Raw genomic sequence first — 11,460 nt, forward strand, 5'->3', positions numbered from 1 at the left:
GCGGCATCCTGCCGCGGCGAAAAACGGCGTGCATCCGTGCACGCCGCCCTGACGGGCCTGATCCGGCGGCACTCGCCGCTGCGCATGGGGCCCCATCAAGAGCGCGGGCTTCCTGCCCGCAGAAGCAACGGCAAGAGCAGAAGCGTCGCCTCGGTTGCCCGCGCTCCGCTCTTGGGCGGGCAGGAGCCCGCCCGCTCTTCCCGGGGCCCCTGAGCGGCGGCGGGCGCGCGGAGGAAAAGCCCGAAGGGTCGCCGGCAAGGATGCCGGCGACGTTTGCGCCGGCACAGGATGTGCCGTCGCAAACGCCCGCAGCGCGACCGCGTACCTTTCGGACAGGAAGTCCGAAAGGCGCCGCTCCGGGGGCGAGCCGGATCAGGCGAAGCACGGCTTCGCCCCGGCGAGCGCCAGCACATGGATGTGCTGGCCGGCGGGCGCCACAGGGATGTGTGCTCGCGAGGCACCGTCCGAAGCCGCGTTGGGCAAGCAAAGAAAAGTAACCCGGGCGCCGGCGGGCGAACGGAACAACCGGCGCGTAGCGCCGGCCAGGTCGCGATCAAACCACACCCTGTAGAGCGGCTTCAGCCGCGACCGGCGAAGTCAGCGCGGCGGCGCCGCCAGTTCCGCGGCGTCGAGAAAGCCGTCGCCGTCGCGATCGAGCCGCTCGAACGCGCGGGCGAGATTGGCGAGGAAGGCATCGAGCGTGCGCGGCTGGCTGGGCCGCAGGATCACGCCGGGCGGCAGTTCGTCGTCCTGCAGGATGCCGTCGCCGTTGCGGTCCATGGCGCGGAAGCCGCGCGTCATCCACGCCTGGTATTCGGCCAGACTGATGCGGCCGTCGCCGTCGACGTCCATCCGCGCGAGATAGTCGTCCGGGGTGGCGGCGAACTGCGCGCCCACCGCAGCAGGCGCGAGCGCGAGCGCCAGACACACGACCAACCGCCGCACCGGCATCAGCCGCCGGCCAGCCAGCGGTAAGCCAGGATCGCCAGCACCGCGAAGATCAACAGCCCGATCGTGCCGCGGCGCGCCGACGCGGCCTGCGCCTGCGCCACTTTCGCCTTCAAGGCCGGGTCGCGGCCGATGTGGGCCTCGACCGCCGCCCTGGCTTCCTTCAGGTCCAGACCGCTGTAGTCGCGCAGCCGCTTGATCGCCTCGATCTTCTGCCCGCGCTGCAAGGCCTCGATCGCCTCGGGCGGCAGGAAATTTTCGCTGCCCATGGTGCGCTCCCGTTGTGGTCGCCTCGACCATGATGATGCGCCCATCGCCACAGCGAAAAAAGCGGAAGGGCACCGCAGCGCCCTTCCGTCATCGTGCCTGGCGGTGCGCTCAGGCGCGCACCGGCACCAGCGCGTAACCCTTCAGCCGCGCGGAGAACTCCTCCAGTGCGCGGATGCCGGAGGCCTCGGCCTCGCGTACCCATTCCTGCAGCGCCTGCAGCATGGCCTCGGGACCGCGCAGCTCCATCACCGCCGCCAGTCGCTGGCGGTACTCGACCACGGTGCGCAGGGTGGGGCGGTTGTCGACCAGCGCATGCAGGCGCTCGCGGCCCTCGTGATCGAGCCAGCGGCCGCCGTCGGCCAGGCCCTTGCGCAACCGGCGCGGGATCGCGCGCAGGCTGGCTCCGGCGGCATGCATCTCCTCGCGCAGGGCCGGGATCAGCACGCCCCGGTAGTACTCGGTCATCACCCGGTAGCGATGGGTGAGGATGGCCTTGAGCGTCTCGGCGTCGGGCATGGCGATGTTCGGGCGCGCGTCGAGCGCCGGCGCCACCCTCAGCACCCTGGCCAGGCCGAGCTTCTCGAACAGGCGGATCGCCGCCCAGCCGATGTCGAACTCCCACTTGCGCAGCGAGAACTTCGCCGAGCTGGGGAAGGTGTGGTGGTTGTTGTGCAGCTCCTCGCCGCCGATCCAGAACGCCCACGGCGAGAGGTTGGTGGCGGTGTCGGCGGTCTCGAAATTGCGATAGCCCCACCAGTGGCCCAGGCCGTTGACCACGCCGGCGGCCCAGAACGGGATCCACAGCATCTGGATCGCCCAGAGGGCGATGCCGGCCGCGCCGAACAGGGCGAAGTTGATGACGAACATCAGGGTCGGGCCGAGCGAATTGAGCGGAGTGTAGAGCCTGCGTTCCAGCCAGTCCTCCGGCGTGCCGCGGCCGTACTTGTCCATGATGGACTGGTCCCTGGCGCTGTCCTGGTACAGCTCCACGCCACGCCAGAGCACCTTGCCGATGCCATGGAACTGCGGACTGTGCGGATCCTCCTCGGTTTCGCAGTGGGCATGGTGCTTGCGGTGGATCGCGACCCATTCCCTGGTCCGCATGGCGGTGGTCAGCCAGACCCAGAAGCGGAAGAAGTGCGACAACACGGGGTGGAAGTCCACGCCGCGGTGCGCCTGGCTGCGGTGCAGGTAGAGCGTCACCGAGAAGATGGTGAGCTGGGTGACGATGAGCAGGTACAGCGCCATGCCCCCGAGGCCGGCGCCGGTCAGGCCGCCGTCGAGGAAAGCGAGGATCGAGGAAAGCATTCAGGGACTCCGGGTGACGACTTGCGGTCTGCCCACCCTTCCTGGATATGCCGACAGACCCACGCCATCATGCCTGTCCCCGGCCCCCGCCGCCACCGTGCGGCGTCGAGGTCACCAGGCGCGGTTCACATTCCGGCGCCGTCGCCAACCGCAACATCGCCCAGTCGCCATGCCCGAGTTGCCAGAAGTCGAGACCACCCGCGCCGGGCTCGCCCCGCACCTGGAGGGCCGCCGCGTGCTCGCCGCCACCCTGCGCCGGCCCGACCTGCGCTGGCCGATCCCGGCCGCGATCCGCGACGAGCTGCCCGGCCAGCGCATCGGCGCGGTGCGGCGACGGGCGAAGTATCTGCTGCTGGAGGCGCAGACCGGCAGCGCGCTGCTGCACCTGGGCATGTCCGGCTGCCTGCGGGTGCTGCCGGCAGCCTCGCCGCCCGGGCCGCACGATCATGTCGATCTGGCGCTCGATTCGGGCCGGGTGTTGCGCTTCACCGACCCGCGCCGCTTCGGCTGCCTGCTGTGGCAACCGGCCGGCGAGACCCACGCGCTGCTGCGCGGGCTCGGTCCCGAGCCCTTGTCCGACGACTTCGACGGCGACTACCTGTTCGCGCTCAGCCGCGGCCGCCGCGCACCGGTGAAGACCTTCCTGATGGACCAGGCGGTGGTGGTCGGCGTGGGCAACATCTACGCCGCCGAAAGCCTGTTCCGCGCCGGCATCCATCCGCTGCGCGCGGCCGGCGCGGTGTCGCGGGCGCGTTACGCGGCGCTGGCCGACGCGGTGAGGGCCATCCTCGGCCACGCCATCGCCCGTGGCGGCACCACGCTGCGCGACTTCCTCGCCCCCGACGGCGCGCCCGGCTATTTCGAGCAGGAGCTGTGGGTGTACGGCCGCGAGGGCGAAACCTGCAAGGCCTGCGGCACGGCGCTCAGGCAGGCCCGGGTCGGCCAGCGCGCCACGGTGTGGTGCCCGCGCTGCCAGCGTTGAGGGCGGGAGTCGGGAAGCAGCACCGGATCCTCGTCACTCCCACGCAGGCGGGAATCCGGTGACATTCGCGACCCGTCGCAGCGCGGAAGGCCCCGGGCTCCCGCATTCACGGGTGCGCCTGCGCCGCCCGCCCTGCGGCCCGGAACGCAGTCCGGCACTGGCGGGCGCAGGAAACCGGCACGCTTCACTTTCCCCCTCGCCGCCGGCGCTATAGTTCGCATTCCAGAGGGGGGCACTGGGGCATGTCCGAAGCCGCCGAAATCACGCAACTGCTCAACTGCGCGCGCAGTGGCGACCGCGGTGCACTCGATCAGGTGCTGGCCACCTTGTACCGGGAGCTGCACGCGATGGCGCGTCGCCAGCTCGGCGGCCAGCACGGCCACACGCTCGACGCCACCGCGCTGGTGCATGAGGCCTACCTCAAGCTGATCGGCCGCGCCGAAGCGCAATTCGACGATCGCGCCCACTTCTTCGCCTACGCCGCCTCCGCCATGCGCAGCGTGGTGGTCGATTACGCCCGCCAGCGCCTGGCGCAGAAGCGCGGTGGCGACCTGCACCGCGTCACCGAACTGCCCGAGGATGCCGCCGGCGGCCTGCGTCTGGACGAGGACATGCTGGCGCTGGACACCGCCCTGACCCGCCTGGCCGACGTCGACGCGCGGCTGGCCCAGGTGGTCGAGTTGCGCTACTTCGGCGGCCTGTCCGAGCTGGAGATCGCCGCCCTGTTGCAGCGCTCCGAGCGCAGCGTGCGCCGCGACTGGCAGAAGGCGCGCATGTACCTGCTGGCCTCGCTGCAGGGCGGCTGAGCAACGACGGAGGGCCCGATGCGCCCCGAGGACTGGAGTCGGATCTCCCCGCTGCTCGACGAGCTGCTGGATCTGCCCGACGAGGTCCGCCGGCTGCGCCTGCTGGAGCTGCGCAGCGAGTCGCCCGGGCTGGCCGACCAGGTCGAGCGCCTGATCGCGCTCGACGAGGACCGGCCCGGCTTCCTCGCCGAACCGGTGATGGAGGGCGTGCTCTCGGCCTACCAGCCGGGCCAGGATCTCGGCCCCTACCGGCTGGTGCGCGTGCTCGGCGAGGGCGGCATGGGCCAGGTCTGGGAGGCGGTGCGCGCCGACGGCCTGTACGAGCGCCGGGTGGCGCTCAAACTGCTGCGCCCCGGCTATGCCGACCACGGCCTGCGCTCGCGCTTCACCCGCGAGCGGCTGATCCTGGCCCGGCTGGCGCACGCCCACATCGCCCGCCTGCTCGACGCCGGCGTCAGCGCCGACGGCCAGCCCTACCTGGCGCTGGAGTACATCCACGGCGAGGCGATCACCGCCTACGCGCAGCGGCTGAAGCTGTCGGTGTCCGAGCGTCTGCGGCTGTTCCTGCAGGTCTGCGAGGCGGTCAGCCACGCGCACGCCAATCTGGTCGTGCACCGCGACCTCAAGCCGAACAACATCCTGGTGACGCCGGCCGGCGACGTGCGCCTGCTCGACTTCGGCATCGCCAAGCTGCTCGACCGCGGCGAGCGCGACGAGACCGAAATCACCCGCGTCGGCGCCCGTGCCTTCACCCTGCACTACGCCGCGCCCGAGCAGATCCGCGGCGAACCGGTCACCACCATGACCGACGTCTACTCGCTCGGCGTGGTGCTGTACGAACTGCTCACCGGACACCAGCCCTACCGGCTGCAACGCAAGACCGACGCCGAGTGGGAGGAGGCGATCCTGACCTGCGAGCCGGTCCGGCCCTCGCTGGTGGTCGGCCGCCCCCACGCTGGCGGAAGCGGCGCGGTCGAGGTTCCCGACCGCCGGCTGGCGCGCGCGCTGGCCGGCGATCTGGACAACATCGTGCTGCGCGCGCTGCGCAAGGCGCCGGAACAGCGTTATCCGTCGGTCGACGCCCTGGCTCAGGACATCCGCCGCCATATCGAGGGCCGGCCGGTACTGGCGCGGCCGCAGTCGCTGGGCTACCGCCTGCGCAAGTACCTGCAGCGCCACGCCGCCGGTGTCAGCGTGATGCTGGGCGTGGTGTTGCTGCTCAGCCTCGGCCTGCTCGGCATGCGCTGGCAGTACGAACGGGTGCTGGTCGAGGCGGCGCGCGCGCAGGCGATGCAGGACTTCGTGGTCGGCCTGTTCGAGCACGGCGGCGTCGCCGGCCAGGACCGCACCGTGGACGTGCGCCTGCTGCTCGATGCCGGCGTGCGCCGCGCCGAAACCGAGCTCGACGACCAGCCCGGCCCGCGCGCCGAGCTGCTCGGCCTGATCGCCCGGCTGCGCAACGGCCTGGGCGACTACCGCGAGGCGCTGCAGGCGCTCGACCGCCAGCAGTCGGCACTGCGCGCGCTCGGCGAGCAGGCGCCGCCCGGCCTGCTGCTGGAATCGCTGCTGCAACGCGGCCGCGCCCTGCGCGCGCTGGGTGCGCCGCAGTCGTGCATCGAGGTGATGCGCGACCGCCTGGCCATGGTCGAGCGCGACACCCTGATCGCCCCGCTGCACAGCGCCGAGTACTACTCCCAGCTCGGCCGCTGCCACCGCCAGCTCGGCCAGGCCGAGGATGCGCGGCGGCTGTTCGAGCGCGCGCTGACGCTGCGCCGCGGCGCCAACGCCGGCGTCGACGAGGCCGAGAGCCTGACCGACCTGGCCTCGCTGGACGCCGACGCCGCCCGTGTCGACCCTGCCATCGCCGGCTTCCGCCAGGCGCTCGACCGCCTGCGCGCCGCCACCGGCGAGCGCCATCCGCTGGCGGTGAACATCTGGCGCAGCCTCGGCAGCCTGTACCGGGAGCGCGGCGACGTCGCCATGGCCGAGGGCGCCTTCCGGCAGGCGCTGGACACCTCGCTGACCCTGTTCGGGGCGCAGCATCCCAGCACCATCGAGGTCCAGCGCCTGCTCGGCGCGCTGTTCGTCGACCTCGGCCGGCTCGACGAGGGCGAGCGGCTGGTCGGCGAGGCCCACGCACGGCTGCGCGAGCGCTTCGGCGACCGTCATCCGGACATCGCCGCCACCCACAACAGCCTCGGCATCATCGCCTACGAGCGCGGCCGGCTCGACGAGGCGCAGCGCGAACTGGCGCGCGCGGTGGCGATCTGGCGGCAGACCGCCGGCGCCGGCCGGCTGCCGGGCGCGCTGTACAACCTCGGCATGGTCCAGCATGCCGCCGGCGATCACGAAGCCGCCATCGCCAGTCTGGACGAAGCCTTGCGCCTGCGTGTGCAGCAGTACGGCGCCGGCCACGCCCTGGTCGGCAACACCCGCCGCCTGATCGGCGAGGTGCGCGCCGCACTCGGGCAGGAGGCCGCCGCGCTGGAGGAATTGCGTGCGGCGGTCGACATCCTGCGCCGCGATTACGGCCCCGACCACCCGCAGACCGGCCAGGCCGAACTCAGCCTGGCGCGCCAACTCTGGCGCACCCGTTCGGCCAGCCAGGCGATCGCGCTGACGCAGTCGGTGGAGCGGCGATTCCAACCCGAGGACGGCGAACGCCGCAAGCTGCTGTGGTGGGCACGCGCACTGCGCGCCGAGGCGCTGTGCCGCAGCGGCCAGCACGCGCAGGGCCGGCTGGCGCTGGAGGACGTGCTGGCCGACATGAGCGGCGAATGGCCGCAGGGCGCGCTGCGCCGCAGCGTCGAACACTTGCACGGCATCTGCCTGCCGATCGGCCTGACCCAGCGCCTGCCCGGTGCCTGATCAATCCCCTGCCGGCATCGCATCCAGTGGCAGCAGCGGCTGCTGCAGTTCGATGCGGCCCTCGCCGGCGGTGATCTTCTTGAATTCGGCGCGACTGACCGAGACGTAGCGTTCGTTGCCGCCGATCTCCACCTGCGGCCCGGAGGTGACCGCGCGGCCCTGCTCGTCGACGCGCACCACCATCGTCGCCTTGCGGCCACTGTGGCAAATGGTCTTGATCTCGCTGATCGAATCGGCCCAGGCCAGCAGGTACTGGCTGCCCTCGAACAGCTCGCCGCGGAAGTCGGTGCGCAGGCCATAGGCGAGCACCGGGATGCCCAATGCATCGACGATCTCGGTCAGCTGCCAGACCTGGCGCTTGCTCAGGAACTGCGCCTCGTCCACCAGCACGCAGTGCAGCGGCCCGCGCGCGGCGATGTCGGCGCGCACGGCGGCTTCCAGGTCGTCGTCGCGGTCGAAGATCGTGCCCGGCGCCCGCAGGCCGATGCGCGAGGCCACCACGCCCTCGCCGTAACGGTCGTCCAGCCGCGGCGTCAGGATCAGCGTGCGCATGCCGCGCTCGTGGTAGTTGTGCGCGCTCTGCAGCAGCGTGGTGGTCTTTCCGGCGTTCATCGCCGAGTAGTAGAAGTAGAGCTTGGCCATGCGCGCACCGTGGTCGTCTTCGAACTCGCCATTCCCGCGGAAGCGGGAATCCAGCGCCTTCGGGCAGCTACCGAAAGTCACCGGATCCCCGCTTGCGCGGGGACGACGCCGGGGACCGCATAGCTTACCTGTGCCGCCGATCCCGGGCGGCCCGCGGCAAGGTTGCTAGAATGCGCGGCCCTTTGCCCCGCCGCGCCATGACCGGACTCAACCCCCAGCAACGCGAAGCGGTCGCCTACTGCGATGGCCCCCTGCTCGTGCTCGCCGGCGCCGGCAGCGGCAAGACCCGCGTCATCACCGAGAAGATCGCCCACCTGGTGAAGACCGGCCGCCAGGCCGCCCGCCACATCGGCGCGATCACCTTCACCAACAAGGCCGCGCGCGAGATGCGCGAGCGCGTCGGCAAGCTGCTGCCCGGCGAGCAGGCCGAGGGGCTGACCGTCTGCACCTTCCACGCGCTGGGGCTGAAGTTCCTGCAGATCGAGCATGCCCGCGCCGGCCTGCGCCGCGGCTTCTCGATCTTCGACAGTGACGACCAGCTCGCCCTGATCAAGGACCTGCTGCCCTCCGGCAGCAGGCCGGACGCCGCCGAGGCGATGCGCCAGCTCGTCTCGCGCGCCAAGAACGAGGCGCTGTCGCCGGAGCAGGCCGCCGAACTGGCGAGCAGCCCGCGCGAGCGCGAGGCGGCGGCGATCTACGCCAAATATCAGCAGCGCCTGGCCGCGTTCAACGCGGTCGACTTCGACGACCTGATCCGCCTGCCGCTGATGCTGCTGGAGGCCGACGCCGGGCTCGCCGCCGCCTGGCGCGAGCGCCTGCGCTACCTGCTGGTGGACGAATGCCAGGACACCAACGGCGCCCAGTACCGCCTGCTGCGCCAGCTCGCCGGCCCGCGCGGCGCCTTCACCTGCGTGGGCGACGACGACCAGTCGATCTACGCCTGGCGCGGCGCCAACCCCGAGAACCTCGACCTGCTGGCGAAGGACTACCCGAACCTGCGCGTCATCAAGCTCGAGCAGAACTACCGCTGCAGCGCGCGCATCCTGCGCGCCGCCAACAGGCTGATCGCCAACAACCCGCACGCGCACCCCAAGCAACTGTGGAGCACCCACGGCGACGGCGCGCCGATCCGCGTCTGGGAGTGCCGCAACGGCGAACACGAGGCCGAGCGCGTCGCCGCCGAGATTTCCTATCTCAAGCAGTCGGACAAGGCGGCCTGGGGCGACATCGCCATCCTGTTCCGCGGCAACCACCAGTCGCGGCCCCTGGAGAAGGCGCTGCAGATGCTGCGCATCCCCTACCACCTGACCGGCGGCACCGCCTTTCTCGACCGCGGCGAGGTCAAGGACGCGCTGGCCTGGCTGCGCGTGCTGGCCAATCCCGAGGACGATGCCGCCTTCCTGCGCGCCATCGCCGCGCCCAAGCGCGAGGTCGGCGCGGCCTCGCTGGCGAAGCTGGCGGAGCTGGCGCAGCAGGCCGGCCTGCCGCTGTCGCGCGCCGCCGAGTCGATGACGCTGCTCAAGCAGCTCACCCCGCGCGCAGCCGCCGGCCTGAACGAATTCACCGGCATCCTGCGCCGCCTGCGCGAAGAGGCCGGGCGGCTGCCGCCGGGCGAGCTGGTACGCCGGCTGGTCGAGCAGACCGGCCAGCTCGCCGCCCTCCGTGCCCAGTGCAGGGACGAGGCGAGCTTCCAGCGCCGCCGCGGCAACCTCGACGAACTGGCCGAATGGTTCGAGGGCGGCAAGGGCGCCGGTCCGGGCGAGCTGGCCGCCCAGCTCGCCCTGCTCACCCACGCCGACCGCAGCGAACCGGGCAACGCGGTGCGGCTGATGAGCCTGCACGCCAGCAAGGGCCTGGAGTTCAGGTACGTGTTCATCGTCGGCGTCGAGGATGGCAACCTGCCGCACGAAGCCGCGCTGGAGGAGGGTTCACTGGAGGAGGAGCGCCGGCTGATGTACGTCGGCATCACCCGCGCCAAGGAGGCGCTGTGGCTGTCCTACAGCCGCGAAGCCAGGCGCTGGGGCGAGACCCTGCGCCTGCAGCCCAGCCGCTTCCTCGCCGAACTGCCGGCCGGCGACCTGCACCGCGACGGCGCCGACCCCGAGCGCGACGCCGAGGCCAGGCGCGAGCGCACCCGGACCCGGCTCGGCGCGATCGCCGCCATGCTGGCCGACTGAGCGCGGGGCCAGCGCCACAAACGCCGGCAACTTCCTGCGAACAGCAGCCAAAGGTGCTGGTTTTCTTCGCATCTCTCCACTCGCCCGGAGCGGGAGTCACGCGCGCCGCTCGGACGATTTTCTTTTTTGTTGACAATTCGTTGCGCCGCAAACATGCCGTGTTGACGCAGCATAGCGCCCGCGCGAAGATGCCGCCCCCGCCGGCCGGGAGCCTCCGCCGCCCCTCTGCCGGCCATGGCCGGCAGCACGGCGCCCGCTCCCGTGCCTGTTTCGGTCACCCGGCTGCCTCCGGCAGGCTGTCGAAAGACAGCCTGGCGGGCGAGCCGAGGATGGCTCGCATCGCGAATCAATCGCTGCAAGCGATTGATTCGTCGGAAGCGAGTCCGGACAGGCGCCGGACTCGCGACTTGAAAAACGCACTGGATGTGCGTTTTTCAACAGCCTGCTAGAGTCCGAAGCCCGGCCGCCGGAAAGCGCCGCCCCGCCACGTCCCGCCGCAGGAGCCTGCATGATCCTCCGCCGCCACACCCTGGCCTTCATCGGCCTGACCGCCGCCGCCCTGCTGCTCGCCGCCTGCAAGCGCGAGGAGGGGCCGGCCGCCCCGGATTCGCCCGCCGCCGCCGTCGAGGCCCTGGCCGGCAGCCTGCGCGAGAACGACCTGGTCCGGTTCTCGAAGCTGTCGGTGCCGCCGGCGATGTACGCCCGCCTGGAAGCGCGCTGGCGCGAGCAACAGGCACAGCAGCCCGCCCCCAGCGACGAGGAACGCGAGGAATTCGCCCAGACCCTGGCCCGCTTCACCGACGCCGATGCCGAGGAGCGGCTGTACGCGGAGCTGGAGCCGAGCCTGGCCCGTTTCGAGAGCGAGGTGGCCGCCCAGCTGCCGCTGATGGTGGCGATGGGCAGCGGCTTCATCAGCGCCTCGGTGCAGCAGAGCGACACCCTCTCCGACGCCCAGAAGCAGCACGCCAACGAGGTGATCGGCGCGCTCGCCGGCTGGGCCTCGGCGCTGCCGCTGGGCGACCGCCAGAAGGCCCGCCAGGCCGTCGGCGTGGTCGTCGACACCGCCCGCCGGCTGGAGCTGGACAGCCTCGACCGGATGCGCGAGTTCAGCTTCGAGGAAACCCTGGTCCGCGGCGGCACCCTGCTCGGCGGCGGCAAGCGGCTGATGGCGCTGTACGGCTTCGACATCGACCGCGCGCTCGACAGCGTGCGCGTCGAGCCGGTGTCCGAGAACGGCGACCGGGCCCGCGTGCGGGTGCACTACACGCTGTTCGACAAGCCGATGAGCTTCGAGGTCGAGATGGTCCGCATCGACGGTGGCTGGTACAGCGCCGACGCCGTCGCCGGCACCCGGGCGCAGCTCGACGCGCCGCTGTTCGAGGACGACGAGCAAGCCTTTGCCAGGGACGAGACCGACGGGAACGCCGCCGACTGACGCCCGGCCGGCCCGACCGTCGCG

At 71.7% G+C, this 11,460-nt stretch carries 9 protein-coding genes; 5 read left to right on the forward strand and 4 right to left on the reverse strand.

Annotated elements, in window-relative coordinates; genetic code table 11:
* Positions 1-597 precede the first annotated feature (597 nt).
* The 3 genes from HNQ58_RS00005 to HNQ58_RS00015 form a co-directional block, all read right to left on the reverse strand.
* Positions 598-951, reverse strand: a complete 354-nt coding sequence (locus HNQ58_RS00005; RefSeq protein ID WP_183946728.1) for an EF-hand domain-containing protein — start codon at positions 949-951, stop codon at positions 598-600.
* Complete coding sequence (locus HNQ58_RS00010) at positions 951-1,217, reverse strand: ribosomal protein L7/L12 (protein ID WP_183946729.1); 267 nt, start codon at positions 1,215-1,217, stop codon at positions 951-953. Before HNQ58_RS00010 ends, HNQ58_RS00005 begins: the two co-directional genes overlap by 1 nt.
* A gap of 109 nt (positions 1,218-1,326) precedes the next feature.
* Positions 1,327-2,526 (reverse strand): DesA family fatty acid desaturase, encoded by a 1,200-nt coding sequence (locus HNQ58_RS00015; RefSeq protein WP_183946730.1) that lies wholly within the window; start codon positions 2,524-2,526, stop codon positions 1,327-1,329.
* 169 nt (positions 2,527-2,695) lie between these two features.
* Between HNQ58_RS00015 and mutM the strand changes: the two genes are divergently transcribed.
* The 3 genes from mutM (at position 2,696) to HNQ58_RS00030 (ending at position 7,182) form a co-directional block, all read left to right on the forward strand.
* Positions 2,696-3,508, forward strand: a complete 813-nt coding sequence (gene mutM, locus HNQ58_RS00020; RefSeq protein WP_183946731.1) for a bifunctional DNA-formamidopyrimidine glycosylase/DNA-(apurinic or apyrimidinic site) lyase — start codon at positions 2,696-2,698, stop codon at positions 3,506-3,508.
* 242 nt (positions 3,509-3,750) lie between these two features.
* Positions 3,751-4,314, forward strand: a complete 564-nt coding sequence (locus HNQ58_RS00025; protein ID WP_183946732.1) for an ECF-type sigma factor — start codon at positions 3,751-3,753, stop codon at positions 4,312-4,314.
* Between the two features lie 18 nt (positions 4,315-4,332).
* On the forward strand, positions 4,333-7,182 hold the full coding sequence (locus HNQ58_RS00030) for a serine/threonine-protein kinase (protein ID WP_183946733.1): 2,850 nt from the start codon (positions 4,333-4,335) through the stop codon (positions 7,180-7,182).
* On the opposite strand, the gene HNQ58_RS00035 is transcribed toward HNQ58_RS00030, so the two are convergent.
* On the reverse strand, positions 7,183-7,824 hold the full coding sequence (locus HNQ58_RS00035) for a thymidine kinase (protein WP_183946734.1): 642 nt from the start codon (positions 7,822-7,824) through the stop codon (positions 7,183-7,185).
* A 197-nt stretch (positions 7,825-8,021) separates the two neighbouring features.
* Between HNQ58_RS00035 and HNQ58_RS00040 the strand changes: the two genes are divergently transcribed.
* Together HNQ58_RS00040 and HNQ58_RS00045 are read left to right on the forward strand one after the other, a co-directional pair.
* Positions 8,022-10,001, forward strand: coding sequence for a UvrD-helicase domain-containing protein (locus tag HNQ58_RS00040; protein WP_183946735.1), 1,980 nt, complete (start codon positions 8,022-8,024; stop codon positions 9,999-10,001).
* Positions 10,002-10,509: 508 nt separating this feature from the next.
* Positions 10,510-11,436 (forward strand): hypothetical protein, encoded by a 927-nt coding sequence (locus tag HNQ58_RS00045; RefSeq protein ID WP_183946736.1) that lies wholly within the window; start codon positions 10,510-10,512, stop codon positions 11,434-11,436.
* Positions 11,437-11,460: the final 24 nt, after the last annotated feature.

Origin of the sequence: Rehaibacterium terrae (assembly GCF_014202935.1) — a bacterium.
GTDB lineage: Bacteria > Pseudomonadota > Gammaproteobacteria > Xanthomonadales > Xanthomonadaceae > Rehaibacterium > Rehaibacterium terrae.

What these genes read in the sequence shown, in the direction of transcription:
- mutM (WP_183946731.1), top strand. Translation starts at nt 2,696, where the DNA reads ATGCCCGAGTTGCCAGAAGTCGAGACCACCCGCGCCGGGCTCGCCCCG.
- HNQ58_RS00015 (WP_183946730.1), bottom strand. Translation starts at nt 2,526, where the DNA reads ATGCTTTCCTCGATCCTCGCTTTCCTCGACGGCGGCCTGACCGGCGCC.
- HNQ58_RS00035 (WP_183946734.1), bottom strand. Translation starts at nt 7,824, where the DNA reads ATGGCCAAGCTCTACTTCTACTACTCGGCGATGAACGCCGGAAAGACC.
- HNQ58_RS00030 (WP_183946733.1), top strand. Translation starts at nt 4,333, where the DNA reads ATGCGCCCCGAGGACTGGAGTCGGATCTCCCCGCTGCTCGACGAGCTG.
- HNQ58_RS00040 (WP_183946735.1), top strand. Translation starts at nt 8,022, where the DNA reads ATGACCGGACTCAACCCCCAGCAACGCGAAGCGGTCGCCTACTGCGAT.
- HNQ58_RS00045 (WP_183946736.1), top strand. Translation starts at nt 10,510, where the DNA reads ATGATCCTCCGCCGCCACACCCTGGCCTTCATCGGCCTGACCGCCGCC.
- HNQ58_RS00005 (WP_183946728.1), bottom strand. Translation starts at nt 951, where the DNA reads ATGCCGGTGCGGCGGTTGGTCGTGTGTCTGGCGCTCGCGCTCGCGCCT.
- HNQ58_RS00010 (WP_183946729.1), bottom strand. Translation starts at nt 1,217, where the DNA reads ATGGGCAGCGAAAATTTCCTGCCGCCCGAGGCGATCGAGGCCTTGCAG.
- HNQ58_RS00025 (WP_183946732.1), top strand. Translation starts at nt 3,751, where the DNA reads ATGTCCGAAGCCGCCGAAATCACGCAACTGCTCAACTGCGCGCGCAGT.